General features: G+C 62.4%; 20 protein-coding genes. 14 read left to right on the top strand and 6 right to left on the bottom strand.

What is annotated here, in order from left to right; all coding sequences use genetic code 11:
- Positions 1 to 199: 199 nt before the first annotated feature.
- Positions 200 to 1543, top strand: a complete 1344-nt coding sequence (locus ACXX81_RS16135) for a spinster family MFS transporter (protein WP_458572036.1) — start codon at positions 200 to 202, stop codon at positions 1541 to 1543.
- 176 nt (positions 1544 to 1719) lie between these two features.
- Here the strand turns inward: ACXX81_RS16135 and rapA are convergent, their stop codons facing one another.
- Positions 1720 to 4566, bottom strand: coding sequence for an RNA polymerase-associated protein RapA (gene rapA / locus ACXX81_RS16130; protein WP_458572035.1), 2847 nt, complete (start codon positions 4564 to 4566; stop codon positions 1720 to 1722).
- A gap of 219 nt (positions 4567 to 4785) precedes the next feature.
- On the opposite strand from rapA, the gene ACXX81_RS16125 reads away from it, so the two are divergent.
- Together ACXX81_RS16125 and ACXX81_RS16120 are read left to right on the top strand one after the other, a co-directional pair.
- Positions 4786 to 5127 (top strand): aspartate-semialdehyde dehydrogenase, encoded by a 342-nt coding sequence (locus ACXX81_RS16125; RefSeq protein ID WP_209989700.1) that lies wholly within the window; start codon positions 4786 to 4788, stop codon positions 5125 to 5127.
- 69 nt (positions 5128 to 5196) lie between these two features.
- Positions 5197 to 5358 carry a hypothetical protein gene (locus ACXX81_RS16120; RefSeq protein ID WP_209989703.1) on the top strand — a complete coding sequence of 54 codons (162 nt, stop codon included), beginning with the start codon at positions 5197 to 5199 and terminating at the stop codon, positions 5356 to 5358.
- Positions 5359 to 6210: 852 nt separating this feature from the next.
- Here ACXX81_RS16120 and ACXX81_RS16115 read toward each other — a convergent pair.
- Both ACXX81_RS16115 and ACXX81_RS16110 read right to left on the bottom strand, forming a co-directional pair.
- Positions 6211 to 7686 (bottom strand): inorganic phosphate transporter, encoded by a 1476-nt coding sequence (locus tag ACXX81_RS16115; RefSeq protein ID WP_209989706.1) that lies wholly within the window; start codon positions 7684 to 7686, stop codon positions 6211 to 6213.
- Positions 7687 to 8020: 334 nt separating this feature from the next.
- Entirely contained in the window at positions 8021 to 8221 is a 201-nt protein-coding gene (locus ACXX81_RS16110) for a hypothetical protein (protein WP_003231079.1), read from the bottom strand.
- Between the two features lie 521 nt (positions 8222 to 8742).
- On the opposite strand from ACXX81_RS16110, the gene pcaR reads away from it, so the two are divergent.
- From pcaR to pcaC, 11 genes are all read left to right on the top strand, one after another.
- Complete coding sequence (gene pcaR / locus ACXX81_RS16105; protein WP_209989709.1) at positions 8743 to 9585, top strand: pca regulon transcriptional regulator PcaR; 843 nt, start codon at positions 8743 to 8745, stop codon at positions 9583 to 9585.
- Positions 9586 to 9729: 144 nt separating this feature from the next.
- Positions 9730 to 11070: a 4-hydroxybenzoate transporter PcaK gene (gene pcaK / locus ACXX81_RS16100; protein WP_209989713.1), complete on the top strand. Its 1341-nt coding sequence runs from the start codon at positions 9730 to 9732 to the stop codon at positions 11068 to 11070.
- A gap of 257 nt (positions 11071 to 11327) precedes the next feature.
- On the top strand, positions 11328 to 12185 hold the full coding sequence (locus tag ACXX81_RS16095) for a CoA transferase subunit A (protein WP_209989716.1): 858 nt from the start codon (positions 11328 to 11330) through the stop codon (positions 12183 to 12185).
- A complete protein-coding gene (locus tag ACXX81_RS16090; RefSeq protein WP_209989718.1) occupies positions 12185 to 12964 on the top strand; it encodes a CoA-transferase subunit beta in 780 nt (259 codons plus the stop codon). The genes ACXX81_RS16095 and ACXX81_RS16090 overlap by 1 nt, the downstream gene beginning before the upstream one ends.
- Positions 12961 to 14163, top strand: a complete 1203-nt coding sequence (pcaF, locus tag ACXX81_RS16085) for a 3-oxoadipyl-CoA thiolase (RefSeq protein WP_209990721.1) — start codon at positions 12961 to 12963, stop codon at positions 14161 to 14163. Before ACXX81_RS16090 ends, pcaF begins: the two co-directional genes overlap by 4 nt.
- Positions 14164 to 14180: 17 nt before the next feature.
- Entirely contained in the window at positions 14181 to 14885 is a 705-nt protein-coding gene (gene pcaH, locus ACXX81_RS16080; protein ID WP_209989722.1) for a protocatechuate 3,4-dioxygenase subunit beta, read from the top strand.
- Position 14886: 1 nt separating this feature from the next.
- The gene (pcaG, locus tag ACXX81_RS16075; protein ID WP_458572034.1) at positions 14887 to 15453 is read left to right on the top strand and encodes a protocatechuate 3,4-dioxygenase subunit alpha; all 567 of its coding nucleotides are present in this window, start codon (positions 14887 to 14889) and stop codon (positions 15451 to 15453) included.
- 187 nt (positions 15454 to 15640) lie between these two features.
- The gene (locus ACXX81_RS16070) at positions 15641 to 16936 is read left to right on the top strand and encodes an MFS family transporter (protein ID WP_209989727.1); all 1296 of its coding nucleotides are present in this window, start codon (positions 15641 to 15643) and stop codon (positions 16934 to 16936) included.
- A gap of 10 nt (positions 16937 to 16946) precedes the next feature.
- Positions 16947 to 18311, top strand: a complete 1365-nt coding sequence (locus ACXX81_RS16065; protein ID WP_458572033.1) for a 3-carboxy-cis,cis-muconate cycloisomerase — start codon at positions 16947 to 16949, stop codon at positions 18309 to 18311.
- Positions 18312 to 18321: 10 nt separating this feature from the next.
- Positions 18322 to 19113: a 3-oxoadipate enol-lactonase gene (gene pcaD, locus ACXX81_RS16060; protein ID WP_209989733.1), complete on the top strand. Its 792-nt coding sequence runs from the start codon at positions 18322 to 18324 to the stop codon at positions 19111 to 19113.
- A 102-nt stretch (positions 19114 to 19215) separates the two neighbouring features.
- Positions 19216 to 19620, top strand: coding sequence for a 4-carboxymuconolactone decarboxylase (pcaC, locus tag ACXX81_RS16055; RefSeq protein WP_057007855.1), 405 nt, complete (start codon positions 19216 to 19218; stop codon positions 19618 to 19620).
- Positions 19621 to 19682: 62 nt separating this feature from the next.
- On the opposite strand, the gene ACXX81_RS16050 is transcribed toward pcaC, so the two are convergent.
- From ACXX81_RS16050 to ACXX81_RS16040, 3 genes are all read right to left on the bottom strand, one after another.
- The gene (locus tag ACXX81_RS16050; RefSeq protein WP_231422034.1) at positions 19683 to 20567 is read right to left on the bottom strand and encodes a polysaccharide deacetylase family protein; all 885 of its coding nucleotides are present in this window, start codon (positions 20565 to 20567) and stop codon (positions 19683 to 19685) included.
- A gap of 130 nt (positions 20568 to 20697) precedes the next feature.
- Positions 20698 to 22173 (bottom strand): M91 family zinc metallopeptidase, encoded by a 1476-nt coding sequence (locus tag ACXX81_RS16045; protein ID WP_231422035.1) that lies wholly within the window; start codon positions 22171 to 22173, stop codon positions 20698 to 20700.
- Between the two features lie 153 nt (positions 22174 to 22326).
- Positions 22327 to 23577 carry an OprD family porin gene (locus tag ACXX81_RS16040; RefSeq protein ID WP_458572032.1) on the bottom strand — a complete coding sequence of 417 codons (1251 nt, stop codon included), beginning with the start codon at positions 23575 to 23577 and terminating at the stop codon, positions 22327 to 22329.
- Positions 23578 to 23601 lie beyond the last annotated feature (24 nt).

The following is a 23601-nucleotide window of genomic DNA, read 5'->3' as shown; positions in this document are numbered from 1 at the left end:
ATCCGGGCCGTGGCCGTTGGGAAGAGGGGACGCACTTATATTTTTTGTAGGAAAAGTCCCGGAACGCCGGGTCACATCATGCCCTATCAGCTTTACGAATCATTACAGACAAGCGCCGCTTGCCTGACTATGTTGCAGTGACCTGAGCAGGATGCATCGGGCATCGCTGCGCTCATAACAATAAAAAGAGACGGACCCCATGCAGAACTCGACCCAAGCGGCGAATGCCTGGCGCATTCTGTTCCTGCTGTTCCTGGCCAACCTGTTCAACTTCTTCGATCGCACCATTCCGGCGATCATCATCGAGCCCATTCGTATGGAATGGCACCTCAGCGACTTCCAGCTCGGCATCATCGGCACCGCGTTCACCCTTGTGTATGCCATTGCCAGCCTGCCACTCGGACGCCTGGCCGACACCGGCTCACGCAGCAAACTGATGGGCTGGGGCCTGTTTGCCTGGAGCGGGCTGACCGCCGTCAACGGTCTGGTCGGCAGTTTCTGGACTTTCCTGCTGGTGCGCATGGGCATCGGCATCGGCGAAGCCAGTTATGCGCCGGCCGCCAACTCGCTGATTGGCGACCTGTTTCCGGCGCACCGGCGGGCGCGGGCCATGGGCATCTTCATGCTCGGCCTGCCGCTGGGCCTGTTGCTGGCGTTTTTTACCATCGGCTGGATGGTCAAGGCGTTCGACAGCTGGCGCGCGCCGTTCTTTATTGCGGCGGTACCGGGGATGATCCTTGCGGTGTTCATGTTTTACATCAAGGAACCCAAGCGCGGCGCGGCGGAAACCGTGCAAGTCTCTCAGGAACATATCGACCGCCCGATTCGCCGCGTGCTGGCGGTGCCGACCTTCCTCTGGCTGGTGCTGGCCGGGCTGTGCTTTAACTTCGCCACCTATGCGTGCAACTCGTTTCTGGTGCCGATGCTGCAGCGCTATTTTCTGCTGCCGCTGCAGGAGGCTGCAGTGGCCACCGGCGTAATCGTCGGCCTGACGGGGCTGGTGGGTCTGACGCTGGGGGGCTGCGTGGCCGACAAGATTCACCAGCGGGTCGCCAACGGGCGGTTGTTGTTTGCGGCGTTCAGCCTGATCATTTCCACCGTCACCACCGCTTGGGCCTTGCATGCCGGGCGCATCGAGATTGGCGTGTTCGTGGCGCTGTTCAGTGTGGGCTGGCTGTTTGCGTATAACTTCTACACCTGCGTGTACACGGCGATCCAGGACGTGGTCGAACCGCGTTTGCGCGCTACGGCGATGGCGCTGTTTTTCGCCGGACTGTACCTGCTGGGCGGTGGGATGGGGCCGATTGTGGTGGGCGGGCTGTCCGATCACTTTGCGCATTCAGCGATGTATGCGGCGGGGGCGCAGCAGATGACCGAGGCTTACAAGGCAGTCGGGTTGCATGACGCCATGTACCTGATTCCGGTGGCGCTGTTTCTGACCATGCTGTTTCTGTTTCAGGCGTCGCGCAGCTTTGTGCGCGATGCCAAGAAGATGAAGGAGGGGCTGGGAGCTGTTGGGGTGCCGGATGCGGTGGTGGCTTGAGGCCGGGTTGACTCTATCGGGAGCAAGTCCCCTCCCACAGGTTGAGCGGTGAATACCTGCAAAAAATGTGGGAGGCGGCTTGCTCCCGATGCGGCCGTCAAAGTCCCTGATATTCCCAAGTGAATAAAAAAGGCCCGCACGGTGCGGGCCTTCCTGTCAGCAGGGCAGGGTGGCAATCAACCCGCCACCAGCACCCGGATCGCTTCGAGTCGCAGCGCGGCCTTGTCCAGCATCGCCAGGCCTTGCTCGCGCTGATTGCGCAGCGCCACCAGCTCGCTGTCCCGCACCGTCGGGTTGACCGCCTGCAGCGCGGTCAGACGCCCCAGTTCTTCGTCGGTGTCCGCCGCCAGGCGGCGCTTGGCTTCGGCCACACGCTCGGCATGACGCGGGCTGATCTTCTCTTCGCCGGCGTTGATGCGCGGGGTGAGTTGATCGCGCTGGGCCTGGATGAACTTGTTGGCGCTGGCCCGTGGCACGCTTTCGAGCTGGTCGTTGAGGGTCTCGAACGACACGCGCCCGGACAGGTCGTTGCCGTTGGGGTCCAGCAGGCAGCGCAGCGCCGCCGGCGGTAGGTAGCGACCCAGTTGCAGCGCACGCGGCGCGACCACTTCACTCACGTAGAGCAGTTCCAGCAGCACGGTGCCCGGCTTGAGTGCCTTGTTCTTGATCAGCGCCACCGCCGTGTTGCCCATGGAGCCCGACAGCACCAGGTCCATGCCGCCCTGCACCATCGGGTGTTCCCAGGTGATGAACTGCATGTCTTCGCGCGACAGTGCCTGGTTACGGTCGTAGGTGATGGTCACGCCTTCGTCGTCGCCCAGGGGGAAGCTGGCGTCGAGCATTTTCTCGCTGGGCTTGAGGATCAGCGCGTTTTCCGAATGGTCTTCGCTGTCGATGCCGAACGCGTCGAACAGGGTTTCCATGTAGATCGGCAGGGCGAACTGATCGTCCTGTTCCAGAATGTCCTCCACCAGCGCATCGCCTTCACCCGCGCCGCCGGAGTTGAGCTCCAGCAGGCGGTCGCGACCGGTGTGCAGTTCCTGCTCCAGACGCTCGCGCTCGGCACGGGCCTCGTCGATCAGGGCCTGCCATTCGCTGTCGTCGGCGCTCTCCAGCAGCGGCAGCAGGCGCGGGCCGAACTGATGCTGCAGGGCGTTGCCGGTGGGGCAGGTGTTGAGGAAGGCGTTCAGCGCTTCGTGGTACCACTGGAACAGACGTTCCTGCGGGCTGGTTTCCAGGTACGGCACGTGCAGTTCGATGATGTGCTTCTGACCGATCCGGTCCAGACGGCCGATGCGCTGCTCCAGCAGGTCGGGGTGGGACGGCAGGTCGAACAGCACCAGGTGGTGAGCGAACTGGAAGTTGCGGCCTTCGCTGCCGATTTCCGAGCAGATCAGCACCTGCGCGCCGAATTCTTCATCGGCGAAGTAGGCAGCGGCGCGGTCGCGCTCGAGGATGTTCATGCCCTCGTGGAACACCGTGGCCGGAATGCCGGAGCGCACGCGCAGGGCGTCTTCCAGGTCCATGGCGGTTTCGGCGTGGGCGCAGATCACCAGGACCTTGGTGCGCTTGAGCATTTTGAGCTGGTCGATCAGCCACTCGACGCGCGGGTCGAAGCGCCACCAGCGGTGTTCTTCCTCGACGTCCGGCTGCGATTGGAAGCAGACTTCCGGGTACAGCTCGGCGTGTTCGCCCAGCGGCAGCTCCATGTATTCGTCCGGGTTGGGCAGCGGGTAGGCGTGCAACTTGCGCTCCGGGAAACCCTGCACGGCGGCGCGGGTGTTGCGAAACAGCACGCGGCCGGTGCCGTGACGGTCGAGCAGCTCACGCACCAGGCGCGCACTGGCTTCGCTGTCGCCATCGTTGACGGCGGTCAGCAGCGCTTCGCCTTCGTTGCCGAGGAAACCCTGGATGGTCTTGTGCGCCTTGGGTGACAGACGACCCTTGTCCAGCAACTCCTGCACGGCCTCGGCCACCGGGCGATAGTTCTCGCTCTCGGCGCGGAAGGCGTGCAAGTCATGGAAGCGGTTCGGGTCGAGCAGGCGCAGCCGCGCGAAGTGGCTGTCCTGGCCCAGTTGCTCCGGGGTGGCGGTGAGCAGCAGCACGCCCGGGATCACTTGCGCGAGTTGTTCGACCAGCGAATATTCCTGGCTGGCTTTTTCTTCGTGCCAGACCAGGTGGTGGGCTTCGTCGACCACCAGCAGGTCCCAGCCGGCGGCGAACAGCGCGTCCTGGGCCTTCTCGTCGTCCACCAGCCACTCCAGCGCCACCAGCGCGAGCTGGGTGTCTTCGAAGGGGTTGGAGGCATCGCTTTCGATAAAGCGTTCTTCGTCGAACAGGGCCACCTGCAGGTTGAAGCGGCGGCGCATTTCCACCAGCCACTGGTGCTGCAGGTTTTCCGGTACCAGGATCAGCACGCGGCTGGCGCGGCCCGACAGCAACTGGCGATGGATGACGAGGCCCGCTTCGATAGTCTTGCCCAGGCCCACTTCATCGGCCAGCAATACCCGTGGCGCGATGCGGTCGGCGACTTCACGCGCGATGTGCAACTGGTGCGCGATGGGTTGCGCACGCACGCCGCCCAGGCCCCACAGCGAGGACTGCAATTGGCGGCTGGTGTGTTCCAGGGTGTGGTAGCGCAGCGAGAACCAGGCCAGCGGGTCGATCTGGCCGGCGAACAGGCGGTCGCTGGCGAGGCGGAACTGAATGAAGTTCGACAGTTGGGTTTCCGGCAGGGTGACCTGCTCGTTCTGCCCATTGAGGCCGTGGTACACCAGCAGGCCGTCGACGTCGTCGACTTCCTGTACGGTCATTTTCCAGCCTTCGAAATGGGTGATGGAGTCCCCCGGCGAAAACCTCACGCGAGTGAGGGGCGCATTCCGTAGCGCATACTGGCGTGTGTCGCCAGTGGCCGGATAGAGCACGGTCAACAAGCGTCCGTCCTGTGCCAGAACGGTGCCTAACCCCAGCTCTGCTTCGCTGTCACTAATCCAGCGTTGCCCCGGTTGATACTGCTGCGACATGCTGCCTGACTCCCGCCGTGAAAAAGCCGACTATCTTAACGGAACAAGGTCCGACCCCCAAGGACTCTGACGAAAACTACTCCGTTTGAGTGGGCGCGCGTGCCTTCAATCGACGGGTGGCGGGCACTTGTGAGTGTCGACTGAGTCACAGGTTGGCGATGCTGCGCTCAAGTTGGTGCGCAGCGCGCCGACAGCCTGAAGATCAGGAGAGTAATTATTATGCTGCCACCCATGTTGCCCGTCAGCGTCGTACCGGTCACGTCGCAACTGGACCCGGTAAGGCCCAAGCCGGATATCCCGCCCGTGGTGCCGGTACAGCCGAGTTCCAACGAAAGCACCATCGACCTGAAAAAGGGCGACGCTGAGCAGTCGAATTTCCTCCTGCGTGAAGAACAACGCCGCCAGCAGGAACAGCAGAAGCGCCGCCGCGAAGCCGATGAAGATCCGGAACAGCATCTGGCGATTCCAGGCGATGTGCTCAACGCCGACAACACCGTTCCCGTCATCCCTCTGATCGAGGATGAGCCACGTCAGGGGCTGTGGGTGGATGTCGAGGTGTGAAGGTGTATTTGCGGTCACGCGGGGCAGGCCGCATTATTACGCCATCCCCGCCACAACGTAAGCCAAGCCATGAGTGACGATGACAAGCTGATCGATCTGAATGCCGAACGTGCCAAGCGCGTGCATGACCTCAATGACAAGCGCTTGAATGAAGTGCGCCAGGCGTTTGAACAGGCAATGCCTTTGGCAAAGCCAAAGAAAAAACCGAAGGGCAAGCCGAAAAAGCGCTGAAACAATGTGCATCCATTGACCCCGGTCAATTCCTCGCTCCACCGTCTCCGTTAACGTGGCCCTATTGATGTTTATCCGCAAAGGTCTTTGCGGATTACAGGGCACGCAAGGCATTTTGGGCGACTTCGGTCGCCTTTTTTTTACCTGAAATTCAGCTGCCGAGTATTTGCGGGGTGACCCCATCCCTGTGGCAAGCCCTATGCCGTTCAGTTAAGCCAGTGTGATGCTCGAAGCAACGAGCGGTGCGACTTTTCGGTGTACATATCTGTTTCTGCGGTAACGACGACTTAGGGTTCCGCCCTTACGGCGGCTCACTTTTGAAAAGCGCAAAAGTAAGCAAAACGCTCCTGCCCCAACACTCGGCACCTCGCCTAGGCTCGGTGTGCCCTCACGCAGGCTGTGGAGCGTGGGCCACGCTCCAAAACCTGCGTTCGGCCAGCGTCTTTGACGGGGCGCCTAAGATCAAGATCAAGGGCGCGCCGGCCTGAGAGCCGACCGGAATGGTCTGCCGAACGCTGTACAACATGTGGGAGGGGGCTTGCTCCCGATGGCGTCGGCCCAGCAAACATTGATGTTGAAGACCCACCGCTTTCGCGGGCAAGTCGAATCGTCGAAGCGCAGATTCCCTGTGGCGAGCAGGCTTGTCCTGCGTTGGGCTGCGAAGCAGCCCCAAAACCAGGCTCTGCGCAGCGTCAGGTACACCGGGTTTTCCTTGATTAGGGGCGCTTCGCCCCCCAACGCGGGGCAAGCCCGCTCGCCACAATGAGTTCGCTCTGCACACAGGATTCGGTGCAGCCAATAAAAAAGGTGCGACCCTTGCGGATCGCACCTTTTTTTATTGCCGGCGGCTTATCAGCTGCCCAGCGCCTTGGACGCCAGCCAGAACAACCCGGCCGACAGGGCCACGGTTGCCGGCAGGGTCAATATCCAGGCCATCAGGATGGTCTTGACCGTGCCACCTTGCAGGCCGCTTTTATTGGCGACCATGGTGCCCGCCACGCCCGACGACAATACGTGGGTGGTCGACACCGGCAAGGCGAAGATGTTGGCGAAGCCGATCATGGTGGCGGTGGTGATCTGCGCCGACATGCCCTGGGCGTAGGTCATGCCCTGTTTGCCGATCTTTTCGCCGATGGTCAGCACCACCCGCTTCCAGCCCACCATGGTGCCCAGGCCCAGGGCCAGGGCGACTGCCAGAATCACCCAGAACGGCGCGTATTCGGTGGTGGCGGTCAGGTCTTTGCGCAGCTTGTCGAGGTCGGACTTCTCACGCGCATCCAGGCCAGGCAACTTGCCGACTTTCTTCGCGGTGTCGTCCAGGCAGAGCAGGTAGCGACGCACTTCGATGCGGTGGTCGGCACTCAGCGAATGATAGTCGGACACGCCTTTCAAGGTGTCGACCAGCGCATTGATGGTCGGTTCGGTCTGCTGCGGGTTGCACTGGAACTTGCCCGGCAGGTCGCCCTTCACGCTTTTGCCCAGTGCCAGGAACTCGCCAAGGGTGGCGTTGTTGCGCTGGTAGAACTGGCTCAAATGCACGGTGGCGTCGCGGGTGCGTTCGATCTGGTAGGTGGTGCTGCCCAGGTCGAGAACGAACTGCGCCGGCACGATGCCGATCAGTACCAGCATGATCAGGCCGATACCTTTCTGACCATCGTTGGAGCCATGCACGAAGCTCACGGCCATGGCCGAGATCACCAGCACCAGGCGGTTCCAGAATGGCGGGTGTTTCTTGTCGTCGAGCTTGCGGCGCTGGTCCGGGGTTTTGTGCATCTTTGACAGCGGACGCCACCACTTCAGGCCGATCAGCACCAGGGCTGCGACGATGAAACCGGCCATCGGCGAGAACACCAGCGAGGCGCCGATATCGACTGCCTTCTGCCAGTTCACACCGTCCGCCAGCGGAATATCGTTGATCAGGGCGTTGGCCAGGCCGACGCCGAGGATCGAGCCGATCAGCGTGTGGGAGCTGGAAGCCGGAATACCGAAGTACCAGGTGCCCAGGTTCCAGGTGATCGCCGCTGCCAACAAGGAGAAGACCATGGCCAGACCGTGGCCGGTGTTCACATTGATCAGCAACTCCACCGGCAGCAGATGCACGATGGCGTAGGCGACACCCACACCTCCGAGCAGCACGCCGAGGAAGTTGAACACCCCGGAGAAGAACACGGCCAGGTGTGGCGGCATGGCTTTGGTATAGATGACTGTGGCCACCGCGTTAGCAGTGTCATGAAAGCCGTTGATGAACTCGAAGGCGAGGACAAAGGCCAGGGCGAGCAACAGGCTCACTAGCACCCACGCATCCAGTCCGCTGAATAAATCGATCATGAAGGTTTTCTGACCCGGTCGTAAGGGGGCGCGATTATGCCAGAAAACCTCGGTAATCGATGCACTAGCTGCTCATCGGTAGCAATCTTCCCGGAAAAAATCTGTGGGAAATGCGCGCATCCCAGCGTTTCCGGGGCTTTGACAAGTCGTTGATTTATAACGCGCGGGGCTGCAATGACGCGGTTTTGTCACAAAATCGTCACTTCTGAAACATTTGTATGAAAATTCCCAGAGGGCCGTAGGCCGCTAACTGAAATGCAGGAAAAGACAGGTGCTCTCAGCCGACGCTCGACCGGCAAAGACTGCAACACCCTAGACGCCCACACCGAAGGACTTATGACTCTTCGGCCTTGAGTTCCTGTTCAATCTTCTCGATTTCCTGAGCAAATGCCTGATCGAGCAAGCTGGCACGCTTGCGCCAAGGCTTGCGCTCCGGCTCAGGCTGCGCGGCGTAGGTGGTGACTTCCCCGCCGTAAACGTCCTTGTAACGTTGTTCCTGGCGCTCAAGTTCCGCGCGCAGTTCGTCTTTCGTCACAGTTGTTACCTAATTGAGTTGAGTTTAATTAATGTGCAGCGATAAGGCAGAAACTCGCGATCGAGGGTTCGAATTGAACAGTTGAACCGTTCAAGTGGAACATTAATGCCCGAGAGGACTTCGTTTAACACCTTGCGTGTAACCGACGAAGCACTCAACGGGCGCCGTCAGGCGAGCTCCAAAGCCGATACTGATACCGGGCTGACCTCTGCACAGCCTGCATTATAGCGGCGCATTTGAATAACACTACTGGCATAAAGTTAAAAAGCCCTAACTTCGTGTGAGGGTTTTGTTACACAGGAGTCAGTATTGGCTGAAGAAGCTGACGTCATCACTAGTTGTTTTCATCGCCGATGAAGACAGATTAATTCAAGGCGTTATAGCGGGACAAATTGCGATAATCGACTGCTCGTCCGATAATCGCCCAATGACGCCGGCCTCGTCTTGTCTGCCGGGTCGGTGCGGTTTGTAATGGCGAGCAGCCCTCCCTGCGCTTGCAGAACAAGAAAAAAGGACCCCAAATGAACGACCAATTGCGTAACGCCTTCGCATCGGTGGCGCCGCCAATCGTGGCTTCACCGGCCAAGCGCATCCAGGCGTTCACCGGCGATCCGGACTTCATGACCTCCCTGGCCCGCGGTCTGGCCGTGGTGCAGGCGTTCCAGGAGCGCAAGCGCCACCTGACCATCGCCCAGATCAGCCATCGCACCGAAATCCCCCGCGCCGCCGTGCGCCGTTGTCTGCACACGCTGATCAAGCTCGGCTACGCCACCACCGATGGGCGCACCTATTCGCTGTTGCCCAAAGTCCTGACCCTGGGCCACGCCTACCTGTCGTCGACCCCGTTGGCCGTGTCCGCCCAGCCGTACCTGGACCGCATGAGCGAGCAACTGCACGAAGCCTGCAACATGGCCACGCTCGAAGGCGACGACATTCTCTACATTGCCCGTTCCGCCACCACGCAACGCCTGATTTCGATAGACCTGTCGGTGGGCGGGCGCCTGCCGGCCTACTGCACCTCCATGGGCCGCATCCTCCTGGCGGCGCTGGACGACGCTTCGCTGCAGGATTACCTCGACCATGCCGACCTGCCCACCAAGACCAGTCGCACCCTGACCACTCCTCAAGCGCTGTTCGAATGCCTGCAACAGGTGCGCCAGCAAGGCTGGTGCATCGTCGATCAGGAACTCGAGCAGGGCCTGCGTTCCATCGCCGTGCCGGTGTACGACGCCTCCGGCCAGGTATTGGCCGCGCTCAATGTCAGCACCCATGCCGGGCGGGTCAGTCGCAGCGAGCTGGAGCAGCGTTTCCTGCCGAGCATGCTCAGTGCCAGTCGCGAGCTGAGTACCCAACTGTTTGCCTAAGCTGTTCGGTGACCGCACAGATCCGGGCGCGATGAATTGACGGTCTTTGCCCGCGCTGATTAAGGTGCGGCAGCGCTTCCGGGCGCACCCAATAATAATGACGGCCTCAGGTCGTTGGCCCGCCATCGGTGTGGAATAACAATAATGACGCAACCTTCTGTTGGCTCCACCCTGGACGTCCAGTCCTTCATCAATGCCCAGCCACTGTCACGCTACCAGTGGCGTGTGGTGATCCTGTGTTTCCTGATTGTCTTCCTCGATGGCCTCGACACTGCCGCCATGGGCTTTATCGCTCCGGCGCTGTCCCAGGATTGGGGTATTGATCGCGCCAGCCTCGGCCCGGTGATGAGCGCCGCGTTGATCGGCATGGTGTTCGGCGCCCTCGGCTCCGGGCCGCTGGCGGATCGCTTCGGACGCAAGGTTGTGCTGGTGGGGGCGGTGCTGGTGTTCGGCGCCTTCAGCCTGGCGTCGGCTTACAGCTCGAATGTCGACCAACTGCTGGTGCTGCGCTTTCTGACCGGGCTGGGCCTGGGCGCCGGCATGCCGAATGCCACCACCCTGCTGTCCGAATACACCCCCGAGCGCCACAAGTCTTTGCTGGTGACCAGCATGTTCTGCGGCTTCAACCTGGGCATGGCCGGTGGCGGGTTTATCTCGGCCAAGCTGATTCCGGCGTTCGGCTGGCACGCCTTGTTGATGATCGGCGGCATCCTGCCGTTGGTCCTGGTGGTGGCGCTGATACTGTGGCTGCCCGAATCGGCGCGCTACCTGGTGGTGCGCAATCGCGGCACCGACAAGGTGCGCGAAGCGCTGTCTCCCATCGAGCCCACGGTGGTCGCCCAGGCCAGCGCCTTCAGTGTGCCCGAGCAAAAAACCGTCAAGGCACGCAACGTGTTCGCGGTGATCTTCTCCGGCACCTACAGCGCCGGCACCTTGTTGCTGTGGCTTACCTATTTCATGGGCCTGGTGATTGTGTACCTGCTCACCAGCTGGCTGCCGACCCTGATGCGCGACAGCGGCGCCAGCATGGAGCAGGCCGCCTTCATCGGCGCGCTGTTCCAGTTCGGCGGCGTGTTGAGTGCGGTCGGTGTGGGCTGGGCGATGGACCGCTTCAATCCGCACAAGGTCATCGGCACGTTTTACCTGCTGGCGGGGGTCTTCGCCTACGCAGTAGGGCAGAGCCTGGGCAATATCACCCTGCTGGCGACGTTGGTGCTGATTGCCGGGATGTGCGTCAACGGCGCGCAATCGGCGATGCCGTCTCTGGCCGCGCGTTTCTACCCGACGCAGGGCCGCGCCACGGGGGTGTCGTGGATGCTCGGAATCGGCAGGTTCGGCGCGATCCTCGGTGCATGGATGGGCGCCACGCTGCTGGGCCTGGGCTGGAACTTCGAGCAGGTGCTGACTGCGCTGGTGATCCCGGCCGCGCTGGCCACTGCGGCCGTGATCATCAAGGGCATGGTCAGCCATGCGGATGCCACTTGAGGGCTGGTGGCGTTTAAAAATGTGGGAGGGGGCTTGCTCCCGATAGCGGTGTATCAGTCAGCACATCCTGGGCTGACACAATCCTATCGGGAGCAAGCCCCCTCCCACATTGGATTGAGTTAGCTCGCTAACAAATGTTCGATTATCGAACGGTTAGTCGATTATCGGATTGTTTGGCGCCATGCCCTCGGCTTAATCTTCAGGCACTTCGGCGCCACCTCAGCGCCTTTTTCGATCCACACCGGGAGCCCCACCCCATGGCTGACATTCTCACCCTGCGTGATGCGGTCAAGCGCTTCGTGAACGACGGCGACACCGTCGCTCTCGAAGGCTTCACCCACCTGATCCCTACGGCCGCAGGCCATGAAATCATTCGTCAGGGCAAGAAAGACCTGACGCTGGTGCGCATGACGCCCGACCTGATCTACGATCAGTTGATCGGTGCCGGCTGTGTGCGCAAGCTGATTTTCTCGTGGGGCGGCAATCCGGGTGTGGGCTCTCTGCATCGCTTGCGTGACGCGGTGGAAAAACAGTGGCCGCAGCCGCTGGAGATCGAAGAACACAGCCATGCAGACCTCGCCAACGCCTACGTTGCAGGAGCCTCCGGGCTGCCCTTCGCGGTGCTGCGCGCCTACGCCGGTTCCGACCTGCCCAAGGTCAACCCGCTGATCAAGACCGTGACCTGTCCATTTACCGGCGAAGTGCTGGCGGCGGTGCCGTCGGTGCGCCCGGACATCACGGTGATTCATGCGCAGAAAGCCGACCGCAAGGGCAACGTGCTGCTCTGGGGCATTCTCGGTGTGCAGAAGGAAGCGGCCCTGGCAGCCAAGCGCTGCATCGTTACCGTCGAGGAAATCGTCGACGACCTGAATGCGCCGATGAACAGCTGCGTGCTGCCGACCTGGGCCCTGACCGCCGTGTGCCATGTACCTGGCGGCGCACATCCGTCCTACGCCCACGGCTACAACGAGCGCGACAATCGTTTCTATCAGGCGTGGGACCCGATTGCCCGCGACCGTGGGACCTTTACCGCCTGGATCGACGAATACATCCACGGCACTGCCGATTTCAGTGAATTCCAGGCCAAGCTGGCCACCGCGCAGGAGGCCAAGTAATGGCTTACTCGACCAACGAAATGATGACCGTCGCCGCCGCGCGCCGCCTCAAGAACGGCTCGGTATGCTTTGTCGGCATCGGCCTGCCGTCCAAGGCCGCCAACCTGGCGCGCCTGACCTCATCGCCCGATGTGGTGCTGATCTACGAGTCCGGCCCGATTGGCGCCAAGCCTTCCGTGTTGCCGCTGTCCATCGGCGATGGCGAACTGGCGGAAACCGCTGACACCGTGGTGCCCACCGGCGAGATCTTCCGCTACTGGCTGCAAGGCGGACGCATCGACGTCGGCTTTCTCGGTGCGGCCCAGGTCGACCGTTTCGGCAACATCAACACCACCGTGGTCGGTGACTATCACCAGCCCAAAGTACGCCTGCCGGGTGCCGGTGGCGCGCCGGAAATCGCCGGCTCCGCCAAAAGCGTGCTGATCATCCTCAAGCAGTCGGCGCGCTCGTTTGTCGACAAGCTGGACTTCATCACTTCGGTCGGTCACGGCGAAGGCGGTGATTCACGCAAGCGCCTGGGCCTGCCGGGTGCCGGACCTGTGGGCATTATTACCGACCTGTGCATCATGGAACCGGAAGAGGGCACCCATGAGTTCGTGGTCACCGCGCTGCACCCCGGGGTCACCCGCGAGCAAGTAATGGCCGCCACCGGTTGGGCGATTCGCTTTGCCGATCAGGTCGACACCAGTGCCGCACCGACAGAGGTCGAACTGACCGCCCTGCGTGACCTTGAAGCCCGCACGGCCGCCGCCCACGGCCAAGCGCCTGGAGAAGCCTGATGCGCGACGTATTTATCTGTGATGCCATTCGCACCCCCATCGGCCGCTTTGGCGGTGGCCTGTCCACGGTGCGCGCCGATGACCTGGCCGCGCTGCCGATCAAGGCGCTGATGGAGCGCAACCCGTCGGTGGACTGGAACGCGGTGGACGAGGTGTTTCTCGGCTGCGCCAACCAGGCCGGCGAAGACAACCGCAACGTCGCGCGCATGGCGCTGTTGCTGGCCGGCCTGCCGCAGAGCATTCCCGGCGTAACCCTCAACCGCTTGTGCGCCTCGGGCATGGACGCCATCGGCACTGCCTTTCGCGCCATCGCCAGCGGCGAAATGGAGCTGACGATTGCCGGCGGCGTCGAGTCGATGTCCCGTGCACCGTTCGTGATGGGCAAGGCCGACGCCGCGTTTTCGCGCAACATGAAGCTTGAAGACACCACCATCGGCTGGCGTTTTATCAACCCCTTGATGAAAGCCCAGTACGGCGTGGACGCGATGCCGCAGACCGCCGACAACGTTGCCGATGACTACAACGTGTCCCGCGCCGATCAGGACGCCTTTGCCCTGCGCAGTCAGCAACGCACGGCCGCTGCCCAGGCTGCCGGCTTCTTTGCCGAAGAAATAGTGCCGGTGCGGGTCGCCCATAAAAAAGGCGAAACCCTGGTGGAGCACGATGAGCATCCACGGGACACCACCCTTGAGGCCCTGACCAAACTCAAGCCGGTCAACGGCCCTGACAAGACCGTCACCGCCGGCAACGCGTCAGGCGTGAACGACGGTGCGGCGGCGCTGATTCTGGCGTCCGCCGACGCGGTGAAAAAACACGGCCTCACGGCCCGCGCCCGGGTATTGGGCATGGCCAGCGCCGGTGTTGCGCCGCGTGTGATGGGCATCGGCCCGGTGCCGGCGGTGCGCAAGCTGGTGGAGCGCCTGGGCCTGGCCGTCAGCGATTTCGATGTGATCGAACTCAATGAAGCCTTTGCCAGCCAGGGCCTGGCGGTACTGCGTGAGCTGGGGATTGCCGACGACGCGCCGCAGGTCAACCCAAACGGCGGCGCCATTGCGCTTGGCCATCCGTTGGGCATGAGCGGTGCGCGGTTGGTACTGACAGCCCTGCATCAGTTGGAAAAAACCGGAGGCCATAAAGGCCTGGCGACTATGTGCGTGGGCGTCGGCCAAGGTTTGGCCCTGGCGATTGAACGCGTCTAATAAGAGAGGATTGCTCCATGAGTGACAAGCCCGGTTACCGGCGCCCGCAAGCGGGCACTCAACCTGATTACCTGCACCCGGCCTACCAGTCGACGAACCTGCGTTCGCCGTCCCGGCCGCTGGTGTTCCTGCCCCATTCCCTGTCGGAAATCACCGGCCCGAGCATCGGCGCCGAGCGGGTCAATGAGACCGACAACGACCTCACCGCCCAGCATGACGGCGAGCCGCAAGGCGAACGCATCATCATCCATGGCCGTGTGCTGGACGAAAACGGTTTGCCGGTGCCGGGCATTCTGGTGGAAATCTGGCAGGCCAACGCCGCCGGCCGCTACAACCACCCGCGCGACCTGCACGATGCGCCGCTGGACCCCAACTTTACCGGCACCGGCCGCACCGTCACCGACGCCGATGGCTGGTACCAGTTCCAGACCATCAAGCCCGGTGCCTACCCGTGGGGCAATCACCACAACGCATGGCGCCCGGCGCATATCCACTTTTCGCTGTTCGGCCCCAGCGTGCTGACCCGGTTGGTGACGCAGATGTACTTCCCCGGCGACCCGCTGCTGGAATACGACCCGATCTACAACTGCGTGCCGGACACCTCGGCCAAGCAGCGCCTGATCGCCAGCTTCGACCTGGAAAAAACCATTCCTTCCTATGCCCTCGGCTACCGCTGGGACATCGTCCTGCGCGGCCGCGACGCCACGCCGATGGAGAAATGAGATGAGCCTGTATGCAACCACGTCCCACACGGTGGGGCCTTACTACCATATCGGCCTGACCTGGCTGAACCGCGAGGACTTGACCGTCGCCGCCACGCTGGGCGACCGCGTGGCGATCAGCGGGCAAGTGGTGGACGGCAACGGCGATGTCGTCAACGACGCCATGCTGGAGGTCTGGCAGGCCAACGCCGCCGGCAAGTACGACCACCCGGAGGATGAGCAGGCCAAACCCGTCGACCCGAACTTCGAAGGCTTCGGCCGCGTGCCGGTGGATGCCGAAGGGCGGTTCCGCTTTACCACGATCAAGCCGGGCAGCGTTCCCGGGCTCAAGGGTACGACCCAGGCGCCGCACCTGGTGGTGCTGGTATTCGCACGGGGCCTGGTGAAGCACTTGCTTACACGGATTTATTTTGCCGGCGAGGCGTTGAATGGGGATGACCCGTTGCTGGCCTGTGTGCCGGCCGAGCGGCGCGCGACGTTGATTGCCGAGCAGGATGGGGCCGGTGTGTATCAGTGGAATGTGATTTTGCAGGGCACCGACAAGGAAACAGTGTTTTTCGATTACTGAGTTGGCCTGACATCCAATCGGGAACAAGCCCCCTCCCACATTTTGATTGGTGAATACATTCAAAAATGTGGGAGGGGGCTTGTTCCCGATGAGGCCCTTTGAGTCAGAACCTCCTCAAACTCTTCTTGCAAGACATGGTTGTTGCAAAGTATGTCTAGGCTATACCCGTCCCACTGAGTAAAAAACCATGACAACAACAACGATTCACTACACCGGGGAAGAACGCCGCAAACGTATCTTTGCAATCGTCGGCGCGTCCTCCGGCAACCTTGTCGAATGGTTCGACTTCTATGTCTACGCCTTCTGCGCCATCTACTTTGCCCCGGCGTTTTTCCCCTCGGACGAACCCACGGTGCAGTTGCTCAACACCGCCGGTGTGTTCGCCGCCGGGTTCCTGATGCGGCCCATCGGTGGCTGGCTGTTTGGCCGGGTGGCCGACAAGCACGGGCGCAAGAACTCGATGATGATTTCGGTGCTGATGATGTGCGCCGGCTCACTGGTTATCGCCTTTCTGCCCACCTACAAGGACATCGGCGTCTGGGCGCCGGTGCTGCTGCTGATGGCGCGGCTGTTCCAGGGCTTGTCGGTGGGGGGCGAATACGGCACCACCGCCACCTACATGAGTGAAGTCGCCCTCAAGGGCCAGCGCGGTTTCTTCGCTTCGTTCCAGTACGTGACCCTGATCGGCGGGCAACTGCTGGCGGTGCTGGTGCTGGTGATCCTGCAACAGATTCTCAGCGACGAAGAGCTGCATGCCTGGGGCTGGCGCATTCCGTTCGTAATCGGCGCCATTGCAGCAGTCATCTCCCTGTTGCTGCGTCGCACCCTTAAGGAAACCGCCAGCACGCAAGTGCGCCAGGACAAGGACGCCGGCAGCATAGCCGCGTTGTTCCGCGATCACCGAGGGGCATTCATCACCGTGCTCGGCTACACCGCCGGCGGCTCGCTGATTTTCTACACCTTTACCACCTACATGCAGAAATACCTGGTGAACACCGCCGGCATGCACGCCAAGACCGCCAGCTACATCATGACCGGCGCGCTGTTTGTGTATATGTGCATGCAGCCGCTGTTCGGCATGCTCTCGGACCGGATCGGCCGGCGCACTTCGATGCTCTGGTTCGGCGCCCTTGGCACCCTGTGCACGGTGCCGATCCTGATGACCCTGAAAACCGTGACAAACCCGTTCCTGGCGTTTGTGCTGATCTCCCTGGCGCTTGCTATCGTCAGCTTCTATACCTCGATCAGCGGGCTGGTCAAAGCCGAGATGTTCCCGCCCCACGTACGCGCCCTTGGCGTAGGCTTCGCTTACGCCGTGGCCAACGCGATCTTCGGCGGTTCGGCGGAGTACGTGGCGCTGGGCCTCAAGTCCCTGGGCATGGAAAACACCTTTTACTGGTACGTCACCGGCATGATGGCCGTGGCGTTCCTGTTCAGCCTGCGCCTGCCGAAACAGGCAGAGTACCTGCACCACGATTTGTAAGGGATCCGTTATGACGCTGCGCACGAGCAACCAATTGTTCGACGCCTACTTCACCACCGACAGCATGGCCGAGGTGTTCTGCGACCAGGGCCGCTTGCAGGGCATGCTGGATTTCGAGGCGGCACTGGCCCGCGCGCAGGCCCGGGTCGGGTTGATTCCGCAGGCCGCCGTCGCGCCGATTGCCCAGGCGTGCCTGGCCTCGCTGTACGACGTCGACGCCCTGAGCGTGGCGATTGCCACCTCGGGGAATTCGGCCATCCCGCTGGTCAAGGCACTGGGCAAGTTGATTGCCAGCGAGGACGCCGGGGCCGAGCGCTATGTGCATTTGGGCGCAACCAGCCAGGACGTGATGGACACCGGCCTGGTTCTCCAGGTGCGCCAGGCACTGGCATTGATCGACGCGGACCTGGCGCGCCTGGGGGATGTTCTCGCTGCCCAGGCCCAGCGCTACGCAGCGGTGCCACTGGCCGGGCGCACCTGGCTGCAGCACGCCACGCCGGTCACCCTGGGGATGAAAATCGCCGGTTGGCTGGGAGCGGTGACTCGCAGTCGCCAGCGCCTGGCGCAGTTGAAGCCACGCGTGCTGGTGCTGCAGTTTGGCGGTGCGTCCGGCACCCTGGCGGCGCTGGGTGAACAGGCCATGCCGGTGGCCGAGGCGCTGGCGACGGAGTTGCAATTGAGCCTGCCCGAACAACCCTGGCACACCCAGCGTGACCGTCTGGTGGAGTTCGCTGCGGTGCTTGGCCTGATCGCCGGCAGCCTCGGCAAGCTGGGCCGCGACATCAGCCTGCTGATGCAGACCGAAGCCGCTGAAGTCTTCGAGCCGTCGGCGCCGGGCAAGGGCGGTTCATCCACCATGCCGCACAAGCGTAATCCGGTGGGCGCCGCCGTGCTGATCAGCGCCGCCACCCGCGTGCCGGGGCTGGTGGCGACCCTGTTCAGCGCCATGCCCCAGGAGCACGAACGCAGCCTGGGCTTGTGGCACGCCGAATGGGAAACCCTGCCGGACATCTGCCGGCTGGTGTCCGGTGCGCTGAAGCAGGCGCTACTGATGAGTGAAGGCCTGGAGGTCGACGCTGAACGCATGGCGCGCAATCTCGACCTCACTCAGGGCCTGGTGCTCGCCGAAGCAGTCAGCATCGTGCTCGCCCAACGCCTGGGCCGCGAAACCGCGCATCATCTGCTGGAGCAATGCTGCCAGCGTGCGGTCGCCGAGGGTCGGCATTTGCGCGCAGTGCTGGCCGATGAAGCGCAGATCACCGCCGAGCTGTCAGCCACCGAACTGGACCGCCTGCTCGATCCGGCGCACTACCTGGGCCAGGCACACACCTGGGTCAGCCGCGCCGTCACCGAACATTTTGCCTTGAACGCCTGAGGAGGCTGCCGTGCCCTTTGTCCAACTCGCCGACGGCGAACTGCATTACCAACTCGACGGGCCTGCCGATGCCCCCGTGCTGGTGCTGTCCAACTCCCTGGGCACCGACCTGCATATGTGGGATATCCAGATGCCAGCGTTTACCCGGCATTTTCGTGTGCTGCGCTGCGACACCCGTGGTCATGGCAAGTCACTGGTCACGCCGGGGCCCTACAGCATCGAGCAACTGGGCCGCGACGTGCTGGCGCTGCTGGATGGGCTGGGTATCCAGCGCGCACATTTCTGCGGGCTGTCCATGGGCGGGCTGATCGGCCAATGGCTGGGCATCAACGCCGGCACACGCCTGCAGCGCCTGGTGGTGTGCAATACCGCTGCGAAGATCGGCACCCCCGAGGTGTGGGACCCGCGCATCGAGACCGTGCTGCGGGACGGCGCGGCGGCAATGGTGGCGCTGCGCGATGCGTCGATTGCCCGCTGGTTCACCGCTGACTTTGCGGCGGCGAATCCGCATCAGGCGCAACAGATCACCGACATGCTCGCCAATACCTCGCCCGAGGGCTACGCCGCCAACTGTGCCGCCGTGCGCGACGCGGATTTGCGCGCGCAACTGGTCTCGATCAAGGTGCCGACGCTGGTGATCGCCGGCACTGAAGATGCCGTGACACCGCCGGCCGGCGGCCACTTTATCCAGAACCATGTGCAGGGCGCCGAGTACGCCGAGTTCTATGCGGCGCACCTGTCCAACGTTCAAGCGGGCGCCGCGTTCAGCGACCGCGTTATCGAATTTCTGCTGGCCCACTGACCCAGTGATGGCTGGTCTTGCAATGGCGAGCGGTGTGGCTGTGGTGAGCGGGCTTGCCACAAAAAAACCGTTCGCCACATTTCCTGTTCAGAGGAGCTTTTTGTGGACGAGAAACAACGTTATGCCGAGGGACTCAAGGTGCGCCGCGAAGTGCTCGGCGATGCCCATGTCGATCGCAGCCTCAACGCCCTGACCGAGTTCAACGGCGAGTTCCAGGAGATGATCACCCGTCACGCCTGGGGCGATATCTGGACCCGCCCGGGCTTGCCTCGGCATACCCGCAGCCTGATCACCATCGCCATGCTGATCGGCATGAACCGCAGTGAAGAGTTGAAACTGCACCTGCGCGCCGCCGCGAGCAATGGCGTGACCCGTGCCGAGATCAAGGAAGTGCTGATGCAGAGCGCGATCTACTGCGGGATTCCAGCGGCGAACGCCACGTTCCACCTGGCCGAATCGGTGTGGGATGAGTTGGGGGTTGAGTCTCGCCAACAAGATCCGACGTGAAATACGCTCAGAAAGGTGGGAGCAAGCCCCCTCCCGCAGGGGATTCTCACAGGCTCAACACATCAGTGTGAATCGGCATCCCACACCCAATTCCACACCCCCGGCAGGTGCACCGGCGCATTCACATCCTTGACCGTGCGTGCCAGCGCCGCGCGTTGCAGGGCGGCGGTGTCGGTGTAGAACGGCTCGGCGGCGGTCCTCATGCCATTGATTCGCGCGCTGTCCAGCAGGATCTGCAGATACTCCTGCAGATGCCGCGCGGTATAGCGGTTGATATCGTGGAAGGTCACCACCACCGGAATCACCCCGTCCACTGTCGGCAGCTCGCCCAGGGCAATGTGTTCGCGCACCACCGACAACTGCCGGTACAGGTTGGCGCGCCGCCGGGGGCTGGCGTTGAAGCCCCAGATCTTGCCGTCGTTGGCGCTCAGGTCGGTGAGCAACACGGCCATGCCATGGCGCTGGTAGGCGGCGAAGGTGCGCTTGTCGTAATTCCAGAACGGCGGACGTACCAGCACGGGCGGTGCGCCGGTGATCCCGGCAATGTCCGCTGCGCCCAGGCTGAGGGTGCGCGCCAGTTCGGCATCGCTCAACCAGCGGTGGTTGGTATGAAACGCGGTGGCGGTGTGGAACCCCAGCACATGCCCGGCGGCGAATTCACGCACCAGGGTCTTGCGCCCGCGCGGACTGCCGCCGGAACGCGCCCCTTCGGTCTGCACGAAAAACACCGCCTTGATACCCGGCAAAATCGGGTTGTGCGCCAGGTCACCCAACACCGAACGGCTCGGGTTGTTGTAGCCCGAGGCGCTGGGGCCGTCATCGAAGGTGATGAGAAAACGGATCGGCGCCTGGGCCTGCAAACGCTGCGCGGTCTGCGGCGTGAGGGCGATGGGTTGGCCGATACAGCCGCTGAGCAGAACCGACAAAAGGACAATGAGGTATTTCATGGCGGCCTTGGCGAAGAGGTAGGCGTCCGTGTCGTTGAGGTTCCTTTACCGTGTGAGGGCGCAAGCACGATACAGCATGCACACGCCGCGATCACCGGTATAAATGGCCGCCTGGCCAGGCGAGTCTGATTCAGGCGTAGCGGGTTCGCAGCGCCAGGCCCATTTCTGCGTTTAGCGTGTTTTCGGTAAACGGGGCTGGGTTGGTTGAGGTGGGAGGGGTGGAGGCGTTGTTGTCGAAGTCGAAAGGCGGCGCGTTGCTCACCAGGCCGACGGCTTGCAGTTCGCTGTTGGGTGGGCCCGGGCGCTCGGGTTGATCGCTGGTCGGCGCGCTCGCACCTGGCAGGAAGGTGCCGTTGGCGCCATTCCAGGCGTGCGCCATTTCATGGAAAAGCTGGTTGAGCGGCAAGAACAGCGGGTCCGTCCCGTAAATAGTGGCCGGGTTGTAGAAAATCGTGCCTTTGTCGGCCCGTGACCCCGGTACCCCGTCCTGTATGTAACCCCACTTTGGGTCAGTGCGTTCAGTGGGAACCTGATTGTCCTGAGCCAGGTGTTGCAGCTCGGTGCTCCAGAAACGGTAGGAGTTACCGCGATCACTGGGCACGATGAGAACCGGACCGCCATTTTTTACGGCCATCTCATCCAGCGCTTTCAGCATCTTTTGCCCTTGTGGCGATGCGCGAAGCAAGGTCAGATCGTCTTCGACTCGCGCAACGAAGTCAGGTGGCCCCTGGATACTGAAGGCTTGTCGGCCTGCGTCGGTAGGTGTCACACGGGTGACCGTTGAGCCTTGTGTTTTCATCAGGCGATCTGTCGCTTGTGCATGGATGCGCGCCTTGATCGCAGTCGCGCGCAAGGTGTTGCGCCCTGGCCCTGAGTAAAATGTGGTGTTGCCGTGGCCCACCAGCAGGTCGTCACCCAGGCCACCGTTGAGCACCGTGTGCCCGTTGCCTGCGTACAGGTGGTCGTTGCCTGTACCGCCATCAAGATGGCTCTGTTTATCGGCCGGCCCGCTGCCGGCGTACAGGCGATCATTGCCTGCATTGCCGTACATTACCGTGTGGCCCCGGCCACCTTTGAGTATGTCGTTGCCCTCATTGCCTTCGGCGTAGCCGGTGTGGCTGCCGAGGGTAATATCGTCATCGCCACGCCCGCCATACACGCAGGTTTTGCCGCCGCCCGCCTGGACCACATCATTGCCGTCTCCGGCGTCGATCTCGACACGTACGTTGACGTTGGGGGCGATGGTAATACGGTCGTCGCCCGCGGCGGACTTGATGTGGAGCAGGGTTGGAATGTTCGAGCGCCCGTCTGGGGTATCGAGTACGTAATCACGACCGTTCACCTGAGCGTACAGCTGGCCATCAGGGCGTTGGCTGATATGAATCCGGTCGGCGCGTTCACCTGTTTCGAGGAACAGAACATTCGCCAGCGTCTCTGGACGCTCAGGGTTTTTCAGGCCCAGGGTGAGTGCCTGACCGGCGCGCAGATTTCCATCATCCACCAACACCCTTCTGTGGGTCTGAACAGGCGGTGGGCCGGACGGTGTGTTGGCCGACGGTCGTTCGGGCGCCATGGCGTGGTTGTGATGGGAAGTGACTGTGGTCATGGCCTGTACCTGTGTGTCGGATAAGGTGATGTGTAGCGCCGTCTTACAGCGCATGCCCTTCAGTCGTGCCATGGCAGGGAAACGTTCATGCGGTAAATGAGGCAATTTGCTACAAAAACAGCCACGACCCATCAGATCGTGGCTGTTGCGGGGTTACAGCAGGCTGATGGGGTAGCTGACAATCAAGCGGTTTTCATCGAACTCATTGTTGCTGTAGTCACGCCGCATGCTGGAATTGCGCCAGCGCATCGTCAGGTTTTTCAGGCTGCCGCTTTGCACGGTGTAGCCCAATTCGCTTTCGCGGCCCCATTCCTTGCCGTCCGTCACGCTGCCGGTGTGCACGTTGCTGCCGCTGATGTAGCGGTTCATCAAGGTCAGCCCTGGCACGCCGAGGGCGGCAAAGTTGTAGTCATGGCGCACCTGCCAGGATTTTTCCTCGGCGTTGTCGTAGCTCGAGTTGTAGCTGTCATTGGCCAGGGTGCCGCCGCTGGTGCCGTTGACGCGCATCCATTGGCTGTCGCCGCTGAGTTTTTGCAGGCCCACATAGAAGGTGTTGCCGCCGTAGCGTGCGGAGAACAGGCCGGACCAGGTCTTGTTGTCCAGCTTGCCGGCGCGGGCGCTGCCGTCGTCGGTGCCGTAGAAAAACCCGAGGTTGGCGCCCAGGGTCCAGTCGCCCAGGGGCTGGCTGTGGATCAGGTTGATGAACTGCTGGCTGTAGATGTCCTTGAGCTGGGCATTCCACAGGCCGACCTGGGTGCGCTTGTCGTTGAACGCGTATTCGCCGCCCTGGAAGTTGAAGCGGTCGGAGGTGAACGCGGTTCTGCCGACCATCGACAGGTCAGTCATGCTGCTGTCGTCGCGCGGGCTGTTGGCGCGGAACTGGCCGCCATAGAAGGTCAGGCCGTCGATTTCCTTCGCGGTGATCTGCCCGCCGCGCAGGGTCTGCGGCAGGGAGCGGCCATCGTCGGCGCGCAGGATTGGCAGCACCGGCATCCATTCGCCGACCTTCAGTTCGGTTTTGGAAATGCGCGCCTTGAACGCCACGCCCAGGCGCCCGAAGTCGTCCGCCGGACGGCCATCACGGTCCAGCGGCAGCAACTGGGTGCCGCCAGTGCCGCGCCCGCCATCGAGCTTGAGCGAGTACAGGCCCAGCACATCCACGCCAAAGCCGACCGTGCCCTGGGTGAAGCCGGAGCGGGCATCGAGGATGAAACTCTGCGTCCACTCCTGCGCGCCGCCCTGGGCTCTGGTCGGGTTGGTGAAATTGCGGTTGAAGAAGAAATTGCGCAAGTTGAGGTTGGCGCTGGCGTCTTCGAGAAAGCCGTGTTCCTCGGCGCAGACGGGCAGGGCAAGGCTTGCGACAGCGGTTGCCAGCAATAGCTGGCGCGGGCGAAACGTGCTCATGGCGTAGGACCTGTTGTTATTGGG

The sequence above is a fragment of the Pseudomonas sp. GNP013 genome (assembly GCF_054343995.1).
Note: the sequence above shows the minus strand (reverse complement) of the source record. Positions and strands in the feature narration are given on the sequence as shown.